The organism is Paenibacillus sp. FSL H3-0457 (assembly GCF_037981725.1).
GTDB lineage: Bacteria > Bacillota > Bacilli > Paenibacillales > Paenibacillaceae > Paenibacillus > Paenibacillus amylolyticus.
The window spans coordinates 2,469,966-2,489,840 of sequence record NZ_CP150283.1 but is presented as its reverse complement, the minus strand read 5'-3'; the positions used below and the strand labels follow the sequence as shown (position 1 = coordinate 2,489,840).

Annotated in this window: 16 protein-coding genes; 3 read left to right on the top strand and 13 right to left on the bottom strand. The window is 45.6% G+C overall.

The window, feature by feature from the left end:
* Positions 1 to 49 precede the first annotated feature (49 nt).
* A complete protein-coding gene (gene rpmF, locus MHH25_RS11160) occupies positions 50 to 223 on the bottom strand; it encodes a 50S ribosomal protein L32 (protein WP_017689233.1) in 174 nt (57 codons plus the stop codon).
* A 67-nt stretch (positions 224 to 290) separates the two neighbouring features.
* Positions 291 to 797 (bottom strand): DUF177 domain-containing protein, encoded by a 507-nt coding sequence (locus tag MHH25_RS11155; protein ID WP_036609465.1) that lies wholly within the window; start codon positions 795 to 797, stop codon positions 291 to 293.
* A gap of 463 nt (positions 798 to 1,260) precedes the next feature.
* Between MHH25_RS11155 and hmpA the strand changes: the two genes are divergently transcribed.
* Entirely contained in the window at positions 1,261 to 2,496 is a 1,236-nt protein-coding gene (gene hmpA / locus MHH25_RS11150; RefSeq protein WP_036609467.1) for an NO-inducible flavohemoprotein, read from the top strand.
* Between the two features lie 219 nt (positions 2,497 to 2,715).
* The gene (locus MHH25_RS11145; protein ID WP_036609468.1) at positions 2,716 to 3,948 is read left to right on the top strand and encodes a nucleotidyltransferase; all 1,233 of its coding nucleotides are present in this window, start codon (positions 2,716 to 2,718) and stop codon (positions 3,946 to 3,948) included.
* A gap of 349 nt (positions 3,949 to 4,297) precedes the next feature.
* On the opposite strand, the gene MHH25_RS11140 is transcribed toward MHH25_RS11145, so the two are convergent.
* Positions 4,298 to 5,338, bottom strand: coding sequence for a SepM family pheromone-processing serine protease (locus tag MHH25_RS11140; RefSeq protein WP_036609470.1), 1,041 nt, complete (start codon positions 5,336 to 5,338; stop codon positions 4,298 to 4,300).
* A gap of 251 nt (positions 5,339 to 5,589) precedes the next feature.
* On the opposite strand from MHH25_RS11140, the gene MHH25_RS11135 reads away from it, so the two are divergent.
* Positions 5,590 to 6,927 (top strand): nucleoside recognition domain-containing protein, encoded by a 1,338-nt coding sequence (locus MHH25_RS11135; protein ID WP_036609472.1) that lies wholly within the window; start codon positions 5,590 to 5,592, stop codon positions 6,925 to 6,927.
* Here MHH25_RS11135 and coaD read toward each other — a convergent pair.
* The 10 genes from coaD to MHH25_RS11085 all read right to left on the bottom strand — a co-directional run bounded on the left by coaD (position 6,905) and on the right by MHH25_RS11085 (position 19,721).
* Positions 6,905 to 7,411: a pantetheine-phosphate adenylyltransferase gene (coaD, locus tag MHH25_RS11130; RefSeq protein WP_085981453.1), complete on the bottom strand. Its 507-nt coding sequence runs from the start codon at positions 7,409 to 7,411 to the stop codon at positions 6,905 to 6,907. The two genes, MHH25_RS11135 and coaD, sit on opposite strands and share 23 nt — an antisense overlap.
* 1 nt (position 7,412) lies before the next feature.
* The gene (gene rsmD, locus MHH25_RS11125) at positions 7,413 to 8,021 is read right to left on the bottom strand and encodes a 16S rRNA (guanine(966)-N(2))-methyltransferase RsmD (protein WP_036609474.1); all 609 of its coding nucleotides are present in this window, start codon (positions 8,019 to 8,021) and stop codon (positions 7,413 to 7,415) included.
* Positions 8,022 to 8,323: 302 nt separating this feature from the next.
* Positions 8,324 to 8,758, bottom strand: coding sequence for a hypothetical protein (locus MHH25_RS11120; RefSeq protein ID WP_036609477.1), 435 nt, complete (start codon positions 8,756 to 8,758; stop codon positions 8,324 to 8,326).
* Positions 8,759 to 9,213: 455 nt separating this feature from the next.
* Positions 9,214 to 9,519, bottom strand: a complete 306-nt coding sequence (locus tag MHH25_RS11115) for a hypothetical protein (RefSeq protein WP_017689244.1) — start codon at positions 9,517 to 9,519, stop codon at positions 9,214 to 9,216.
* Between the two features lie 170 nt (positions 9,520 to 9,689).
* Positions 9,690 to 12,737, bottom strand: coding sequence for a glycoside hydrolase family 2 TIM barrel-domain containing protein (locus MHH25_RS11110; protein WP_036609481.1), 3,048 nt, complete (start codon positions 12,735 to 12,737; stop codon positions 9,690 to 9,692).
* Positions 12,738 to 12,894: 157 nt separating this feature from the next.
* Positions 12,895 to 13,725 carry a carbohydrate ABC transporter permease gene (locus MHH25_RS11105; RefSeq protein ID WP_036609483.1) on the bottom strand — a complete coding sequence of 277 codons (831 nt, stop codon included), beginning with the start codon at positions 13,723 to 13,725 and terminating at the stop codon, positions 12,895 to 12,897.
* Entirely contained in the window at positions 13,718 to 14,608 is an 891-nt protein-coding gene (locus MHH25_RS11100; RefSeq protein ID WP_036610887.1) for a sugar ABC transporter permease, read from the bottom strand. Before MHH25_RS11100 ends, MHH25_RS11105 begins: the two co-directional genes overlap by 8 nt.
* A 141-nt stretch (positions 14,609 to 14,749) precedes the next feature.
* On the bottom strand, positions 14,750 to 16,042 hold the full coding sequence (locus MHH25_RS11095) for an extracellular solute-binding protein (RefSeq protein ID WP_036610890.1): 1,293 nt from the start codon (positions 16,040 to 16,042) through the stop codon (positions 14,750 to 14,752).
* 343 nt (positions 16,043 to 16,385) lie between these two features.
* Positions 16,386 to 18,155 carry a sensor histidine kinase gene (locus MHH25_RS11090; protein WP_036609485.1) on the bottom strand — a complete coding sequence of 590 codons (1,770 nt, stop codon included), beginning with the start codon at positions 18,153 to 18,155 and terminating at the stop codon, positions 16,386 to 16,388.
* An 18-nt stretch (positions 18,156 to 18,173) separates the two neighbouring features.
* On the bottom strand, positions 18,174 to 19,721 hold the full coding sequence (locus tag MHH25_RS11085; protein ID WP_036609486.1) for a response regulator transcription factor: 1,548 nt from the start codon (positions 19,719 to 19,721) through the stop codon (positions 18,174 to 18,176).
* Positions 19,722 to 19,875 lie beyond the last annotated feature (154 nt).

Sequence of the window (19,875 nt, the reverse complement as noted above, 5' to 3'; positions counted from 1 at the left end):
AAAAAAAGTAGCACCTCATCGAAATGAAGTGCTACTTAATGTCCAACTATTATTGAGAGATGATCTCTCTTGCTTTGTACGTTCCGCACACTTTGCACACGTGGTGACTAAGTTTAAGTTCGCCACATTGTTCACATTTCACCATGCCCGGTACAGCCAATTTAAAGTGAGTGCGACGTTTGTCGCGACGCGTCTTGGACGTTCTCCGTTGAGGTACTGCCATTATTCCCACCTCCTTATCAAAATCAACCTTTGCAGGTAGTCTTAAAATGTTCGATTTTCAATCATGCTCATTTAAAAAAATCCTTGAGCCCTGCAAGCCGCGGATCAATAACCTCGTTATCACAACCGCAGTCACCTTCGTTCAGCTCATGGCCACACTTGGGGCATAACCCTTTGCATGTATCGCTACATAGCGGTATAAACGGAAGATCCAGCAGAAAAGCTTCCTCGGCATAACCCTTCAGATCAACGCTATCTCCATCCACATAGAGCGTATCATCGTCTTCGTGTAATCCCTCTGGCTGTTTTCCCTGCTTGAATTGCTCATGAAAATCAATATGAAAATGTTCATTGATCGGCTTAAGACAACGGGAGCACAACATGTCCACTCCTACAGTCAGCTTGCCATGAACATCCACAACGTCACCTTCTCTGAATTCTGCAGATAAGTCCGCAGTCAGCGGGGTAACGGCTGTGATATCTTGTCGGTTAGAAACCAGTTCCTTGATCTCCCACTGTTCGTTAAACTTCAGGGGACCATCACTGGTAGCCACTTTGCGAAATGGCATTAACATTTCCATCACTCCAAACGAAACCAATTTCATAATTCGTATCAAACGTATCACGACAGTTATACAGGTCAAGCCTGCTTTTGTAAAGCAATAAATCCTGACTGTATGTATTCTGACGAATCTTCGTTAAAAGTATTATGAAATTGACTTAACAAACAAAAATCATTATACCGATTTTTCAAGACGTTTGTCAACACTTTTAACTTTACACCCTATTTTAAAACCAATGGCCCAGAACCGTTTACTCCATCTGGTCTATTATAGACTCACTTTAAGATAAACTACAAGTCGTCATTTTAATTGTAGTTCCTTGCAAATAGCGGTCACATTTCGTTAACGTTTGGTGTGATCTATGTCACACAGACCCGCTTGCTCCCTATCTATACTTGCTATAAACCGAAGCATGATCAGCTCCATGACCGATTTATTATCCAACTATTTCATATTATATCGGGAGGGAAAATGTATGTTAAGCGAGCACACCATTAGAGTCATTAAATCTACAGTACCTGTACTTGAAGTCCACGGCGAAGCGATCACACGCCATTTCTATGAAACGATGTTCACAGCTCATCCGGAACTACTGAATATTTTCAATCACGCAAATCAGAAACAGGGACGACAGCAAGCCGCCCTCGCCAATATGGTATACACCGCTGCCCTGCATATCGATAATCTGTCCTCCATCCTGCCTGCCGTCCGGCAAGTTGCACATAAACATCGCAGCCTGGGTATCGTTCCCGAGCAATATGTGATTGTTGGCACCTATCTGCTTCAAGCCATCAAAGATGTACTTGGAGACGCGGCAACGGATGAAATTATCACGGCGTGGGGCGAAGCCTATAATGTCATTGCAGACGCCTTTATCGGGATTGAACAGGATATGTATACGGAAGCGGAAAACCAAACGGGTGGCTGGGAAGGGTTCCGTACCTTCAAGGTTGCCAAGAAAGTGCAGGAAAGTGAAATCATCACGTCCTTTTACCTCGTTCCAGACGATGGCCAGCCCATTGCTAGTTATGAACCGGGACAATACATCAGTATCAAAATCAAACCAGAGGCACAGTCATTTACCCAGATTCGTCAGTATAGCCTTTCAGATACCCCGGGTAAACCCCACTATCGCATTTCCGTTAAGCGTGAGCGAGGTGTATTAGAGCGTCCTGACGGAGTTATCTCTACGTATCTCCACGATCACATTAAAGAAGGCAGTCTGGTGGAACTATCCGCTCCTGCTGGCGACTTCACGCTGAATGCAGACGATAAACGACCTGTTGTTCTCCTGAGTGGTGGTGTCGGTCTAACGCCCATGATCAGTATGTTAAATACGCTGGTTAACTTGAATGAAAATCGCATCATTACATTTTTGCATGCAAGTCCCAATGGTCAATCGCACGCGTTCCGTGATCATGTGAACAGTCTGGCCAAACGTAATCAGGGCGTTAAAGCTTATTATTGTTATACTCAACCTGAGGATGCTGATCGTGAAAATGAGTATTTTCATAAGGAAGGTTATATAGATGCGATCTGGCTTCGTCAAGTGATCGATGAACTGGATTCCACGTATTATCTGTGTGGACCGGTTTCGTTCATGCGGGCAGTGTATACGGAACTTCAGGCGCTTGGTGTTGCCGCGGACAACATTCATTATGAATTTTTTGGGCCAAAAGCAAGTCTATCTCCCGCGCCGGAAAGTGTCTAAAGCGTGCTGATTTATTAAGTTGAAGAAGCCGTTCTCCGATTATCGAAAATCTGTAATATACAATAGATTTGCAGGCACAGTCTGACATCTGCTGATGTTGGATTTGTGCCTTTTTCTTGTCTGAATTGGTGCATGATTTGATCTAATACATGACATCCCCTATGATGGAATGGATGTTATACATACTCGGTTATCCAATCGAAAGGAGTACGTCTAATCATGAAAGCCGTAGGCGTTATTGTTGAATATAACCCCTTGCACAATGGGCATGTCTATCATTTGCAGGAAGCTCGGCGGCTAAGCGGAGCAGACGCCGTTGTCGCAGTTATGAGCGGCCCTTTTCTCCAGCGTGGCGAACCCGCCATCGTGGGTAAAAGGGCACGCACCGAGATGGCGCTGCACGCAGGCGCGGATCTCGTGCTTGAACTGCCGGTTGTGTACGCGGTCCAACCGGCCGAGTGGTTTGCCTTCGGTGCGGTCTCGCTGCTGCACCGCACCGGCATTGTGGACTCGCTCTGCTTTGGCAGCGAGTCCGGCGACCTGGACAGCCTGCAGCGCATTGCGCGCGTGCTGGCTGTGGAGCCCGCAGGGATGCGCGAGGACATCGCGCGCCGCCTGCGGGAAGGCGCCAGCTACCCCGCCGCGTACGCAGGCGCGGCGGCAGCGCTGGCGCCCGGCGGCGTCGATGCTCACGACGCCGCTGCACTGCTGGAGCAGCCCAACAATTCGCTTGGGCTGCACTACCTGATCGCGCTGCAACGACTTGGCAGCGCGATCCAGCCCTTTACGGCGGCGCGTACCGGTGCCGCGTATCATGAGGCGACGCCCGGGCCGGGGGCGATCGCCAGTGCAACAGCCGTCCGCCGCCTTCTGATGGCGGACGGACCTGACGCCGCCGCGCCATACGTGCCGGCGGCAACCCTTGCCATTCTGCATCGCGAATGGCAGGAAGGGCGCGCTCCCATACACTGGGAGCGCTTTGCACAGCCGCTGTTGCACCTCGCGGCCACCCGACGTGCCTCCGAGCTGGAACGCATCGCCGAAGTCACGGAAGGCCTGGAACACCGGCTGAGCCGTGCACTCGCTCAGCTCCCGGAGCCTTCAGTCGAAGCACTCCTGAATGCAATGAAGACCAAACGATACACACGCACCAAACTCCAGCGTATGCTCGCCCACTTGCTCCTGAATCACACCAAAGCCGAGTGTTCACCAGAGCAATTGGCTGCCGGACCCGGATATCTCCGAGTCCTCGGATTTAATACTCAAGGGCAGAGCCTGCTTAAACAAATGAAGAAGACTGCGTCGCTTCCTGTTGTGCTGAAACCGTCGACGTTCACACACAATCAACTTGAACTGGATATACAAGCTCAGGTTGCGTATGGGCTCGCTTGCGAGCATAAGGACACACGCAAGATGTTCAGTGACTACTATGAGTCGCCTGTGAGACTGTAATCCGCTTTTGACCATAAGGCTTCATCTCCTAAGAAGCTCTTTGTTCCATCATTAAACAAATCATTGATATCCACTATTCGTTAATCAAATATACAATTAAAAATCCCCTTGCTGCGCGCCGCTCAGGCACCTCGCAACAAGGGGATTTCCTTATTCACTTCTCTTATTCTCTTAATTCTTGTTCTCTTATAACTTTTGGGTATCTCTACCCCTTTAGGTCTAGTGAGTCTGTTGATCTTCTCAAATCTCTTGGTCACGTTTCATTCCACTGTAATCAATTATTCGGATTTCATCCGTTCTTTATCCATCCGGTTCAACTCAAATCGATCTCTTCCCGCCCGATTATAACCTATGATTTCACGGACAAGGTTTTCAAATAAGCCAGCGCATCATCCACCGTGCTCACAGGCACAAGTTTCATTTTGGTGCCGATCTGTTCAGCCTTGGCTGCTGCTTCCTTATAGTTATCTTTAGGTACAAAGAAGATCTCCGCTTCTTTTCGATCAGCGGCTACAATCTTGTGCACTACACCACCAATGGCACCCACCACACCCTCCTTGGTAATGGTACCTGTACCCGCAATTCGATGCCCCTTGGTCAGATCTCCAGGTGTTAACTGGTTATAGATCTCCAACGTAAACATCAAGCCGGCAGACGGACCACCAACCTGAGTATCTGTAAAGGATATCTGTTTGTTTGGATCTTCAGCTTTCACCTTCTGAACCGCACCAATCATAACGCCGAGTCCCGGGCGGGTTTCACCTGTTTTATTGTCTTTTACCTGAATCAGTTTCACGTCCCGGCTAATGGTTTCTCCACCACGTTCCAGTTGCATTTCAACCGTATCTCCGACCTTTTTATCTTTTAACTGGGCAGAAAGCACCGTATTATCCGGCGTAGCTGTTCCGTTCACTCCCAGAATGATATCTCCCGGAGCAATATCTCCTTCCGGTTTTGGATCTTCGGACAGTCCAAATACAAAGATGTGTTCAGGTACAATAGAGTAAGTCACACCAGCCTGCTCATATGCAGCCTCCATTGCGGAGGATTGTGAGTCACTCATGAACCACACCTGTTCGGCAGAGTATTCCGCTTCGCTTTTGCCGCGCAGTCGGTCTTCCTTTTTATCCACTTGAGCATTTTTATTGAACAGAGAGGTTCCTAGCAAAAACACATTGGCATATGTTGCCGACACGGTCGTCATCATGAACACACCGCGTTCTTCCTGGTCTCCACCCTTAACGGTTACCATTGGTTTTACTTCATCTGCACTGCCAGGCATATATATGATATACGGCGTTGGCATGTACACGGCAACATAAACGACCAGAGCCACCACGATCACAAAGATCGAAGCTCTGAATCCGCCAGATTTCCGAATCCGATTCATCGCATGAGCCTCCGTTCTTTGTATCTCTATATAAGCTGAACTCTACACTAATCAGCGATCGTAATTCCATCTTGTTTAATCATTTTTTTCAAGTCTAACACTCTGGTCCTTGTGCATACAATGGTACAGGCCGGATAGGCCGCTGTATACAATAGCCTGTCCGGTCAAGGCCGAACCGCCCTTCGGGCGTCATTCGGCCGTCCATAACGATTCAGATGCCAAATAGGCGTTATCTGATATGAGGTGAAACGATGACATTACAGAGCGAGGTTAGAGATTCTGGCCCGTTACGAACGATAATTCTAAGTACCGGCGCTTTAATGTTGGTCATTGCGGTAGTTGCTTCCCCCAAAGAAGCGTTTGACGCCTCTATTCAAGGTCTGGATATATGGTGGAAAATCATCTTCCCTGCCATGCTCCCGTTCCTCATGTTATCCCAAATGCTCACTGCGTTTGGCTTCACCCACGCGATCGGCGCCTTGCTTGGACCGTTAATGCAACGCTGGTTCAGACTCCCAGGCAACGCAGGTCTGGCAATTGCCGTTGGCATGTGCGGCGGATTCCCCGCAGGAGCAGATGCGGTATCCCGTTTATTTCAGGATAGACAAATTACCGCCAAGCAGGCGGTTGTCCTTGCGGCGGCATCTCATTTTGCCAATCCAATGATGATCATTTTGGTCGTTGGTGCTGCTTTTCTCCACCAGCCAGCGGCCGGATATTTTCTACTCGTGGTCCACTGGATCAGCGGCTGGATTGCTGCCATTCTTGCCACACGTCTCCTGCCAGCACCGGGTAACCAGAAAGACAGGGTTGGCTCGACAGCCGTGCAAGCAGATAAGAACTCTCTTGATTTTCAGCCTGCAAGTCCTGCAAGTTCCACAAGTCGCTCATCTGCCCCCCACCACGCTACGAACAAACGACGCAGTATATGGTCTGATATGATGATTGCAGCGAGGGAAGCACATCGTCGTGATGGAAGAGGATTTGGCAAACTGTTAGGTGACACCGTATCCCAAGCTGTACAGACCTTAATGATGACTGGGGGGTACATGATCGGTTTTGCCGTATTTATCCGGCTGGTCTCCCTTTATCTGACTCCCGGGTCCTCTGCTGCGCTGTGGCCAGCCTTCTTCGAGCTTCACCTAGGCACCTATCATTTGAGCCAGACTTCATTAACACCCATGCTGCTCATGTCTCTACTTGCAGCCGTTCTGGGATGGGGTGGTTTATGCTCCCATCTGCAAGTCTCTGCTGTCTTGAAAACAACTGGTCCGGGCAGCAAATCGATGTTGTACTTTGCTGGAGTTCGTCTGACTCATGGATTAATCGCCTTTTTCATCAGTCTGTTCCTATGGATGCCGTTCAGCCGTTATAGCACAGAAGTCTCGACCACATTACAGACGAATGCAAAGCAAGACCTCTCAACACCATTTGGTTGGCTACTCATACATAGTCCAGGTAACACATACACGATCAACACCATTTGGAGCGTCTTCCCCGCTGCATGCATGGGACTTGCGTTACTTCTTGCAGTCATGGTTAGTCTATCAGGTCTTACCTTCTGGTTTAACCGCCGGTTTTCTCGCTGATTTTCTGACGGAGCGCAGCTTCCACTTCAGGTGAGACAAGATCTGTAACATCTCCATGATAATGAGCGATTTCTTTGACGATGCTGGAACTTAAATAGGAATACTTCGGATTTGTCATCATAAATATGGTTTCCGCATCCGGGTTCAACTTGCTATTGGTCGACGCCAATTGCAACTCGTATTCAAAATCAGTTACCGAGCGTATACCACGAACGATGACCTGAGCTTCCTTTTGCCGGACGTAATTGGCTGTCAGATCGCGGAAACTATCCACCTCCACATTGGGTAGATGGCGGGTTACTTCCGTAATCAATTCCTTGCGTTCCTCCACCGTAAACAGCGGATTTTTGCTCATATTGTTCAACACAGCCACAATGACGCGATCAAATTGCTTCGACGCTCTGGCGATAATATCCAGATGCCCCATCGTTACGGGATCAAAACTTCCAGGATATACGGCAATTCGTTCCTGTCGGTGTATCATTTCAGTCATGAGGAGCCTCCTCTTCCGGTGTAATGGATTCTCCATCTTCAACTGCTTCTGGCGCATAATAATAGATGGATACTGCCGTCTCCCCATACAAAGCCTTGCGCGTTTGTTCAAACGGGCCGAATTGCTCAGGGTAATCATGTTTGGATTCATATTCAAGCACGATGGTTGCTTCGGGTTCCAAAAGTTCCAGTTCGTGCATGGTCAGCATTAACTCGTGCCCGTTCTTCATGCGATATGGCGGGTCGAGAAACACCAGATCAAACGTTGTGCCTCGCTTGGCGAGTGCCTTCAATGCTCGACCTGCATCATTACGATATACAGCCGCCTGGTCTTCCAGCTTGGTCGCCTTCAGATTCATGCGGATGACTTCAATACTTTTTGATTCCAAATCAACAAAAACAGCCTTGTCCATGCCGCGGCTCAGCGCCTCAATACCGAGACCTCCACTGCCTGCAAACAGATCCAATGCTGTGCCGCCCTCAAAATAAGGACCAACCATGCTAAATAACGCTTCCTTCACCTTGTCGGTGGTTGGCCGCGTACCCGTGCCAGGAACAGCCTTCAGCGGCCTGCCTTTTGCACTCCCAGATACCACTCTCACTTGACGAGTCACCTTTTCTCTATGTAAGTTTATTGATACGACTATCGTACCACACTCGGGTTCAGTTTGAAAAATGTGCAGTCTTCATTTCCCTTGGAAAATTGTTGACGAATTGTTGACGCATATGTATAAAAAGGAAACAATCGGGCGATTCTATAATTATCGACATCACAAGTGTCGTAGACAACCGCGGAGAAGACTTACGTTTCCCCATAAGCTCTTCGTCCGGTTTCTCCTCTCCCATGAAAAAGAAGCTCTCGAAAGAGGGCTTCTTTTTGTTGTTTATGTTTTAATTTATTTTGCTAGTTATATTTTTCTTCAAATTCACTTATTTCTGCTTCTTCTTCAGTCTGCAACCATCCGATCTCCCTCAGCCACATGGCCATATCTGCAATAAACTCATTCACTTTTAAATGTTCAATCTTGTATTTCTGGATCTTTTCACTTAAAAAAGCATAAAACTCATGGCTTAAGACATACCGTTGTTTGCTTTTGCTTAATGTCTTATAACGATCCTCGCTGACCACCAGATCAAAATAGATGACATTCTCCTTCTTCACATGTCTGACCGTCGACTTCCTCTCATATTCTTCAGGAAGACACCTGAAAACAAAGAAGAGTTCAATATCAACTATTTTATATTTGCTTTCTGCTTGATCAAAAACAGACTGCAACTCATCCGAAAGATTGGCAACTTGCGTTAAACCTGAAGTATCCGTTGATTTTCCGAAGATCATTATTGAAATCCTCCCGTTCATTTTCACCATTCATAATCATACAACTAGAAAAGGTTGACTAGTGATGTAATCTCCGTCAACCTTTCCTATGTTCATCCTTCTTGTGCCTTACCCCAACGTAGCAAGACCTTACGAGTTCAGCTCTCGATGTTTTCGATTAGACCTTCGCAAATTGATCAATGGAATGATAAGTAAAACAACCGGCAAGAGAAGATTTATCGAACCCGTCTTAATCATCATGAAGGTAATAAACAACACGGCGAGCCAAGTCATAATCTCCGTCATTTCATATTTGGTTAACGTCAGCTTGAATGCTTTTTTCGAAATGAAACGAATCAAGAAATAAGCGATCAAGCTATAGAACAGGATCATTCCCAAGATAGCAACTAGGATTATGAGGTACATATCCACCATAAAAATCTCACCCGACCCTTATATCATTTCCTTAATTTTGCTTACTTCTCTTCAACAACAATCGTTGCATTATAGATCACAACACGTTTCCCATTGAGATCAAATAATACTTTATTGCCGTATTCCGTATCTTCCACGTCAATCTTGCCATCATAGGTCTGAATCAATTCACCATTATTGCTGTACACTTTAACAACCCTCTCCAGGCCACCAGAGTTATTGGACCTCATTGTTTTGAGTGCACGTTCACCTGAAGCGGTATTGAAATACCATATGAAACATCCAACTATGATGCCCAAGAAGACCAACACCGTCACCCATATACCTGTCTTTGCTTTTTTACTCATCTTGAACCCCCCTCTTATGTTTCCTGTCTCGTACATTACGAGGTTGGAGAGAGAACGGTTTCATACCAAGCCTCCCAAGCTGTTCGTTGACATAACAAAACAGAGGCCTCCGATAGCGAAGACCTCTGTTCTTTATAGAATACATTCTTTATTCTGTATGATCCTTTTACTTACAGTGCACGAATGACAAATTCAAATGTCAGTTCGCCGTCCGAAGGGATCAGGTATTCCGGATGAACTGGAGCACCCCAGCTATCATCACCACCAACACCCATTTGTTTACCCGCTACAGTCACGACCGTATAGTGTACAGGAGGCAATTCGTACGCATGTTGTGCATTCTCCAGCTCAAATGCCGTATATGGTGAAACATTCAGCTCAACCGGAGTTCCGGATGCTTCAATTTTGAAGCCACGTCCCGCGTTGTCTGTCAATTTGGCCCAACGTACGCCCGTACGGTTGCCTGATTCCTGTGGTACCAGATATGGAGCCATAGTATCAGCTACCTTGCTGCCATGGATACCCAGACGTGCGCCAAATGCGCGGTCTGCATAATTTTCTTCGGGTCCCATCGCAAGCCATTCCACGTTTTCGAAGTCAGGTGATGTTCTGAAGGACAATGCATGAATTGGCAAGTTTGGCAATCCAGATGTACCTTTGTACGCATTATGCACACGTACACTTCCATCTGCATGAACGGTATATACCACTTTAACTTGTACATCATCCGAAATGTTGAGCTTGTACGTGAACTCGATCCGGTATTGATCCGGTTTCTGTTCCGCTTTCCACTCTACAGAACGTGGCATCAGGCTCGCTGCATACCAGGCACCCAGTTCAAAGCCCATCGCCATACCTTTGTCATTATCCGTCATTGCACGCCAGAAGAGCGGTGCAGGTGGTACAGCAATCGTCTCACGACCGGACAATTTCAGGGAAACCAGTGTCCCAAACTGTTTGGAGAACAGCGCATGTGTCTTGCCAGCACGAACACCGATGTTAACATCACCTTCGATAACTTGTACATCACTTACAAGATTCAAGTCGACTTCAACTGCATCATTTACCTGATCCTGTGTGAAAATGAACTGTCCAAATGCTACTTCCTCGCCTTTGTCAGCCCATAGTGTAGCTTCTTTTAACACAAATGCAGTGTTCACAGCGTACTCGCCGCCCGCCAGAGCTTCTGCACCCAGCGGAAGTTTCACTATCGTCTCGCTTTGTGCATCCACGTTCACTTCCAATGTTCCACGCAGCACTTCATGTCCCTCGCGCTCCAGGCTGTATACCAGTTCCAGCGCAGATGTATCTGCGAACAGATTACCGTTCACAATTTTAACACCTTCACGATCCGGGAACAGCTTGATGTTCTGGTAAAGGAATTTAACCTCCTGCATTTTCGCAGTTACTTTACGGTCAGCATGGACGATACCGTTGCCACAGAACGAATAGTCTGATGGACGATCACCAAAATCTCCGCCATAAGCGAGGAATTCTTTGCCGTAACGATCTTTTTTATAAATGGATTGGTCGATGTAATCCCAGATGAATCCACCTTGATACATCGGATATTTGTCTTCCAACTCTGTATATTTGTGCATACCGCCAATAGAGTTACCCATGGCATGCATGTACTCACAGCTGATATAAGGTTTCGTCGGGTTTGCATTCAGGAATTCCTCAATGTCTGCCGGTTTGGCATACATGCGAGTCTCCATATCACTTGTTTCATCGAAACGGCGATCATGGAATACACCTTCGTAATGTACCAGACGTGTTGGATCAGCTGATTTGAAGTATTGGGATACTTTGTAGATGACTTCACCACCGTGTGATTCATTACCACAAGACCAGATCAGAATGGACGGATGGTTTTTGTCACGCTCCACCATGGATACAGCGCGGTCCATAACGATATCATGCCATTCCGGTTTGTCACCTGGAATAACCCATGAAGGCTCAACAGCACCAAGTTTCTGCCAAGATCCGTGTGTCTCCAGGTTCATCTCATCAATAACATACAATCCATATTCATCACACAGCTCATACCACAGACTTTGGTTTGGATAGTGTGACGTACGTACAGCATTCATATTATTCTGTTTGATGGTACGAACATCCCACAGCATGTCTTCCTTCGTAACTGCACGTCCACGACGCGGGTTGAACTCATGACGATTCACACCTTTGAATACGATACGTTTACCGTTGATGTGCATCACTTTATCAATCATTTCAAATGTACGGAAACCAACGGCTTGAGGAACAACCTCAACAAGTGTACCCGCAGCATCATATACACGAATATAAAGGCGGTACAAGTATGGAATCTCTGCGCTCCACAGATTTACTGTACCGATATCTTCACGAAGACTTACTTGTCCATCGTTAACCTTGGATTCAAACGTCTTAACGGTATTGCCTTCACGATCACGAAGTTCAGCCTCTACTCGCGCTCCAGCAACCGCTTTTCCTTCCAGTTTCAAATCTAGTTGCAACGTACCGTTGGTATAGGACTTGTCCAGATCTGTGCGAACATGAACATCACGTACGTGTGCAGCAGGGACCGTATACAGATACACATCTCTGAAAATGCCGGAGAAACGCCAGAAATCCTGGTCTTCCAGCCAGCTGCCTGTGCTGCGTTGATACACCTCAACCGCGAGTTTGTTCTCTCCATCCTGAAGGAATGGCGTCAGGTCAAAATCAGATGGCGTGAAGCTGTCCTCCCCGTATCCTACGAATTGTCCATTAAGCCATACATAGAATGCAGACTCTACACCTTGGAAAGAAATATATACCGGATTCGACTCCCAACCTGTCGGCAGGTGGAATGTGCGAATGTAACTTCCAACTGGATTTTTATCCTTTGGTAATGCCGGCGGACGAATTTCGTTCAGGCCATCCCAAGGATATTGTGTATTTACATATTGAATCTGTCCGTATCCTTGTAGTTGGATATGCCCCGGAACTTCAATATCATCCCAGCCTTCACTGGAAAAATCGGATGTATAGAAAAACTCAGAACGGCTGTCCGGACGAATTGCATAGTTGAATTTCCACGTACCATTCAGATCATAACGCATGGACATCGCGCCTGAACTTACAGCCTCGTCCATTGTTTGGTAGTAACGGTGATCGGAATAGGCATGAAGACGGTTTACCTCAAATACACTTACGTCCCCCAACCAGTTAATATCTGCCTTTGTTGCTTTCATCGGCTCTCTCTCCCTTTAAAACGTTATAGTTTGACTTATTCAAGGTTTACGCTGGATTTCCTTTTGCTTTACATAAACAAAAAAGACAGAGGTACGCCATAACAGCGCCCTCTCTTCTTTCCTGCATCCGTCATTTGCACGGATTATGCTGTTTTCATTACTTCACGGAACCTACCATACCTGCAACAAAATGTTTCTGCATGATGAAGAAAACGATTGCTGTAGGCAGTGTTGCAATCACGATTGCTGTCATGATTACTCCGTAATCCGGAGAATAACCAGCACCCAGATTTGAGATCAACAGTGGAATCGTTTGTTGGTCAGGTGTTTGCAATACAATGAGTGGCCACAGATAGTTGTTCCAGCTACTCATGAATGTAATGATTGCTGCCGCTGCATATGTTGTTTTCATGGTTGGCATATAGATCTTCAAGAAGATGCCGAGTTCACTCAAACCATCAATACGTCCAGCTTCCAGCAAGTCTTTCGGGAACATTTTGGTGTTCTGACGGAAGAAAAAGATCAGGAACGCTGTTGCGATGGTTGGCAAGATCACTGCTGCCATCGTGTTAATACCGATAACCGGTGCAACTCCAGAGATTGTTGCGAACATACGATACAGTGGTACCATGATCGCTGCAAACGGGATCATCATCGATAACAACAGGATATTAAACACAATGTCACGAGACTTCGTGCGATATACCTCGAAACCATAACCTGCCATGGAACCAATAAACAGTGCCAAGAGAGTGGAGACTACAGAGATAATCGCCGAGTTTCCGAGAGCCTGTACCAGATTTGTCGAATCAATCAGTTTGTTGAAGTTATCAATGAAAGCTGAACCCGGCAGCAGTCTACCCTTGGTGACATCGACTGATGCATTTGTTGAACTGACCAGCATCCAGAAGAAAGGGAAAATGGATACAAAGGCGACGATGGATAGGAACACATACGTGAAAATCCGTTTTGCTTTAGCTTTAGCCATTTTTATTATCACCTGCCACTTTAAACTGGATGATGGACAATACAATAATCAAGATTACGATGGAATACGACACTGTTGCTGCATAACCGAAGTCCGGTGAATATTTGAACGAAAGGTTGTAGATGTATTGTGAAATCGACATGGTCGCATTACCTGGACCACCTTTGGTAATATTCATGATCTCATCGAAGATTTGCAATGTACCAATCGTTGATGTGATGGACGTGAAAAGGATAATCGGTTTAAGCAAAGGTACAGTGATTTTGAAGAATTGTGTAAAAGCATTCGCTCCGTCAATTCTTGCAGCTTCATAGATCGATTGATCGATGTTTTGCAGGGATGACAGATAGAAAATCATGTTATATCCGGTCCAACGCCAAGTAACGGCGATTATGATCGTAATTTTAGCCCAGAACGGGTCTGTGATCCATTGAATTGGATCGCCAATAATGTGCAAGCCCATCAGGAATTGATTCACCATTCCATCTGGTGCGAACAGATATTTGAATACAACAGAGTACGCTACCAATGAAGTTACACAAGGCAAGAAAATCGCTGTACGGAAGAAGCTCCGGAAACGTAGTGTGCTGTCATTCAGCAATACGGAAATAAACAAACCAAGGATAATCATTACAGGCACTTGAATAATCAAGTAGATAAATGTATTCGATAATGCTGTACGGAACGTTGTATCAACTAACAATCTTTTGTAGTTAGAAAGGCCCGAAAATTCAAGATTGGCTCCTACACCAGACTTGAACGATAAGAGCAGCGCTTGAATCATCGGGTAGAAGTAAAATGCAACAATCCCGACAACAGCCAGCAAAACAAAAGCCCATCCAGTCAAATTATTTTTCTTTTGGAGACTGTCTCCTGTATTCATGGCTTTCACAGTATGGCTCCTCTCTCTCCATGGAACATGGGTAGAACCCACGGAGCCTCTCGCCATATCCGGTTCGACTTGCGCCGGACGTGGGAGACGGCTCCGATGTTTCCTAGGGTTCTATAAGTTACCTTGGGTATCTTAGTTTAATTGTGCTTCAGCTTGTTTTTGTGCATCAGCCAGAACGTCATCGATTGATTTACCGTTCAGGAATGCTTGCATTTCTACTACCAGAATATCTTCAATGGCATATGTGTTGATACCATAGTTTACGCTTGGAATTTCTTTCGTCCAATTTGCAAAGTCTGTGAAGATTTTTTGTCCGCCGAAGTACTCGTCTGCTTTGGCATACGCATCACCATCAACTGCTGGTTTGTACGTACCAATTGCGCCGATGTTGTTCAACAGATCTTGATACAATTGTTTGTCAGAACCAAATGTTTTTGCTACAAAATCAGCTGCTTGATCTGCACCAGGAACGTTGTTCATAACATACCAAGAGCTACCACCCAAGTTGGATGCGTGAACAGAGTTTGATTGGCCAGCCATTTTCGGTATTGGAGCTACAGCCCATTTACCGGATTGGGAAGCTTCTTGACGTACAGATGGTGAGAACCAGTTACCTGTAGGAATTGTTGCTACGCTACCGTTATTGGCATTGGCAACGAATTGACTCCAGTCAGAGTGCAATTTAACAATGTTGGCATCCATCATCGCTTTGTATGTGATGAAAGCTTCTTTCAGTGCAGCGTTATTAGCAATGTCAGGTGTTTTACCATCTTCTGCGGAATACCATTTACCTGCAGTTTGGATCATCATACGAATCAAACCAAGGTCATTCGGGTCAAGAGAAAGAAGCTCTTTACCTGTTTTAGCTTTTACGTCTTTACCAATTTGGATGTAGTCATCCCAAGTGATGTCTTGCAGGTCAGCTGATTTGTAGCCAGCTTGCTCCAGCAGATCTGTTCTGTAGTACAAACCAGCAACACCGGAGTCAAATGGTACTCCGTATTGTTTGCCATCAAACGCTGTTGGTCCGAGTTTGTAATCTGCAAAATCGGAAGCCGTGATACTGGAAGACAGATCTTTGAACGCATCAGGATATGCATTCAGGAAGCTTTGTGAACGATAATCTTCAATCAGAACTACGTTTGGAAGACCACTGGCAGTTCCGGAGTTAAGACCTGTGTTCAGTTTCTGAATGATATCAGCTTGAGCGTATTCAATGATGTTGATTTTCACATCAGGATTTGCTTTTTGATATGCTTCTTTTGCTGTTTCCATTGCAGCTACGTTAAAAGCTTTGTCCCAAGCCCAGACCGTAATTTCGTTTGTTTTTTCGTCACCACCACTAGCGGATTTACCTCCGCCACCGGATGAACATGCGGACAACAGCAGTACTGTAACGAGCATCAATACCCACATTTTTTTCAAAACATTCAACTCCCCTTCGACCTCTTTGTGTGTAATTTGTTTGCGTTTTCTGAAAGCGGTTGCTTTCGATGTATTCATCTTATCATTCCCATATCTTCATTCGTTAGTAATAATTTTGTACGGATTTGTCATCTTATTGCCACAATGAAAACCTTTACAGAAACCGTTTGCATTAAATTTGGTTTTTTGTAATTTCTTTTGATTTTGTAATTTCTTGATCTTGAAATAGTACAAAAATGATTTCAGCCGCTTTACCTCTGACACGTGAAAATCCCCCGACTCTGTAGAAAACAGAAGCGAGGGATCTCGATTTTAAGTGTATCCAATGGAATCGGGTTTCGATTCAACTCGTGATTAAAGGTAGTGTAACGGTGACTCTCGTTCCTTCCCCAACCGTACTCATAATGGTGACACCATAAGGTGAACCATATAATAACTCAATACGGTCATGTACATTGCGAATACCGATACCGCTGAATAGTTGACGATTGTTCTTTGGATTGGGCAACGTTTCTCCCATGACAAGCCCTTCAATTCCATCCCCATTGTCCATAATCTCACAGATGAGTGATTCTCCCGCTCTGGAAACCATGACATGAATCGTACCCGTTTCTTTCTTGATGAATCCATGGAAAAATGCATTCTCGATAAACGGCTGGATCACCAGTTTGGGTACATGATAGTGTGTACAATCCGGAGCCACGTAGAAAGCTGCTTTAATCCGGCCACCATATCTGACGTGATTAATGAAGACATAATTTTTCAAATTCTCGACTTCTTGTTCCACGGTAACCGTCTGACTCACATCACTGATCGTATTTTGCAACAATCCAATTAATGCATTAATCGTCTCCGCTGCCCTGTCTTTGTTGCCTTGTTGCACCAGAACTTTGACAGATGCAAGTGTATTGTACAAGAAGTGAGGATTAATCTGACTCTGTAATGCCGCAAGCTCTGCGTTACGTTGTTCATGCTGTGTCTGTACTAACTGATCCACATAATCATGCAGTTCATCAAGCATGTAATTGTAAGCATGACCCAGCTGCCTGCTCTCGTAGCTTCCGCTCACCGGAATATAGTTGTCCAGATCACTTTTTGTAATGTTGGACATCTGCTTCACAAGTCTGCGCAGTGACTTGGTAATCTGGCTGGTGATGAGAAACACAAGGATGAGTGCCCCCACAACGATAGCTGCACAGATCAGGGCAACCGTCTTCATGTCGATAAGTTGACCCATCGCCAGATCCTTATCCACGACATTGACAATATAAAACCGATAGAACGGTAAATACTCGGATAACACAACGCTATCCTGATCCATCACACGAGCATTAATACTTCTCGGAGAGTTGTTGTTCATATCCCGGGCATACGATAGCAAATCCAGCTGAGTTGTTCCGATCCAGTCTTCACGATTCGATGATACAATCTCACCTTTTTCATTCATAATGACCACATCATTGCCACGACTTGTAAAGCTGCTGTAAAATTGCCGGAATATGTCTTCTCTCATCGTGACATAAAGCGTACCGTATATCCGGCTGCGTGTTCGGTCCGTCAACGCTTTCGTCGCAGAGATCATCTGCTGACTCCCAAGCGTTGCCTCGTTTTGGTAAACATCAAAGATAAGACGACTCGGCGTCTCAGCGGCTTCCATCGTAATTGGCTCCTGCTTCAATTCATCCACGGACAACTCAAGGTGAGCACGATTCGTGGAATAGCTCCGTCCATTAATCCCGATAATTGTTATCCCGACTTCGTAGGATTCTGTGATGGATTGAATTCGATCCATCGTTTCCCTCATATTATAGAAGGATTTGGCCATCGTGAGGGAATCGGCATCGCCTTCTGACAGGAATCCTCGGATCGATCCACTCTGCGTCACATTATTCGATACGGCAGCAATGGCCTCATTAAAGGATTCAAAATTTGTTTTGATCTGATTAAGCACCTTGGAGTTTGTGATACTGAACGTCTCAGTAAACAGATTGGTTGACATGTGAATGGTCGTCCATAAGATGAGTACAGAAACGAGGACAATACTGACCACCATAACCAGAAACAACTTAGGAAACAATCCGAGACGAGATAATTGGTTCATCCATTTCTTCATAATCTTATCCTTCTGACTTTATGCCCAGAATTTGCGCCGGTATCGGCTTGGTGATAATCCGGTGAATTTTTTGAACACTTTGCAAAAGTAACTATGATCGGAATAACCTACCATACTGCTAATCTCAGAGATCGTTACATCATCGGATCGGAGCAGTTCCTCGGCTTTTTCAATCCGAATTTTATTTAAGTATTCATTAAATCCTTCTTTTTTGTGAGATGAGAAATAACTGGATAAATACGATGGATTAAAATGAAAGTGCTTTGCTACTTCAGCAAGCCCGAGCGGCTGATCAAAGTGCTCATGCATGTAATCCAGCAGCATCTTCATGTTGGGATCACTTCGTTTTCCACCCGCACCAACGGTGCACTCCTGAACTTCCGTCATGAATTGGTCAAGCACAGTCATGACTTCGTCCAGACTCGAAGCCCCGTCCACATTTTTAAAATACGTATATTTGCTCTCTTCCAGCCCGGCAGACTGAACATCCATATCCGCGAGGGTAATGGTCACGTTAAAGATCAAGTTACCGAGAAATGATTTGATCTCAAACACATCGGCAATATAATCCCGTCCAAGTGTTCTTGCATGATCCTGTAAATACTCCCTTGCCGCTTCGACCCGGTTACGCTTCACATGCTGCAAAAACATATTCACATTAAACTGGTAACCTGCGGGATGCATTGGAGGCAGTTCACCATACACCAGGATTGATCGACCCTTATAATAGAAGCGATATTCAATCAGCTTAATCAGGCGTTCCCGGTAAACAACACCCATCTGTTCAAATGAAGTAAAGCTTTCACTAAGCACCCAACCAGGACTGTCTTCTCCTGCTGCATTTTCACTGGCCAACTGTCTGATCCGTTCAAGCATCCATTGATCTCTCGCAGGATCGACATTAAGAAGCATCACAGGTAATGTACCCTCTGCGGGAACCATTGCACATTCTACTTCAGGCAGATCACTGCGGAGCTTGGATTCAATCTGTTCCTGATCCATCTTCAGTGGATTCCCTCCAGCACCCACCGGTTTATACACCAGCAAGCGAAAGGATTCATACGGAAAGGTATCTCGAATCATCGGCATTTCGCTATCTTCATCCAGTGTAAATCCGGACAGCATCTTCTCCATCAGTTGCCCAAGCCTCCAGCCATCGTGCGAAGGTTCGAACTGTAGCTCGGGAATTTTACCCGCCGTGCGTTGGAGGACTTGCAATAATTCATTTGTATCCAGCTTGGGTTTCAGTATATAATCGGCTGCCCCGTGCTGAAGCGTTGAACGTACATACTCGAATTCACTGAAGCTGCTAAGTACAATAACTTCAATCTGCGGATTACTGGCTTTTAGTGTACGGACAAACGTTTCGCCATCCATGACAGGCATGACAATGTCGGTAATCACAATATCCGGTTTTAACAGGTTGACCTGCTGTAATCCTTCTTCACCGTTGGAAGCTTCACCCACAATGATAAATCCTTCCGCTTCCCAGTTCATATGGTGCTTTATGCCCTGTCTTACCAGAAACTCATCGTCAACAATCAGCACCTTGCACAACCGGTTCATGATCGCGACCCCCTTGTCTAATCTTTCCTCTATATCTGTACAGGCTATACCAACTATTATATATCGGTTATAAACACTTTCCAGTGTTAGCGGTTACATTAATTCTAAATTAATTGTACATCTTTTTATATCCTAAAACGATCCTTTAAGCAAT

Excerpts from the sequence above, each read along its gene's own strand:
- hmpA (WP_036609467.1), top strand. The coding sequence starts at position 1,261 with ATGTTAAGCGAGCACACCATTAGAGTCATTAAATCTACAGTACCTGTA.
- MHH25_RS11135 (WP_036609472.1), top strand. The coding sequence starts at position 5,590 with ATGACATTACAGAGCGAGGTTAGAGATTCTGGCCCGTTACGAACGATA.
- MHH25_RS11085 (WP_036609486.1), bottom strand. The coding sequence starts at position 19,721 with ATGAACCGGTTGTGCAAGGTGCTGATTGTTGACGATGAGTTTCTGGTA.
- rpmF (WP_017689233.1), bottom strand. The coding sequence starts at position 223 with ATGGCAGTACCTCAACGGAGAACGTCCAAGACGCGTCGCGACAAACGT.
- MHH25_RS11105 (WP_036609483.1), bottom strand. The coding sequence starts at position 13,725 with ATGGCTAAAGCTAAAGCAAAACGGATTTTCACGTATGTGTTCCTATCC.
- MHH25_RS11100 (WP_036610887.1), bottom strand. The coding sequence starts at position 14,608 with ATGAATACAGGAGACAGTCTCCAAAAGAAAAATAATTTGACTGGATGG.
- MHH25_RS11090 (WP_036609485.1), bottom strand. The coding sequence starts at position 18,155 with ATGAAGAAATGGATGAACCAATTATCTCGTCTCGGATTGTTTCCTAAG.
- MHH25_RS11120 (WP_036609477.1), bottom strand. The coding sequence starts at position 8,758 with ATGATCTTCGGAAAATCAACGGATACTTCAGGTTTAACGCAAGTTGCC.
- MHH25_RS11145 (WP_036609468.1), top strand. The coding sequence starts at position 2,716 with ATGAAAGCCGTAGGCGTTATTGTTGAATATAACCCCTTGCACAATGGG.
- MHH25_RS11110 (WP_036609481.1), bottom strand. The coding sequence starts at position 12,737 with ATGAAAGCAACAAAGGCAGATATTAACTGGTTGGGGGACGTAAGTGTA.
- MHH25_RS11155 (WP_036609465.1), bottom strand. The coding sequence starts at position 797 with ATGTTAATGCCATTTCGCAAAGTGGCTACCAGTGATGGTCCCCTGAAG.
- MHH25_RS11115 (WP_017689244.1), bottom strand. The coding sequence starts at position 9,519 with ATGAGTAAAAAAGCAAAGACAGGTATATGGGTGACGGTGTTGGTCTTC.
- coaD (WP_085981453.1), bottom strand. The coding sequence starts at position 7,411 with ATGATACACCGACAGGAACGAATTGCCGTATATCCTGGAAGTTTTGAT.
- MHH25_RS11140 (WP_036609470.1), bottom strand. The coding sequence starts at position 5,338 with ATGAATCGGATTCGGAAATCTGGCGGATTCAGAGCTTCGATCTTTGTG.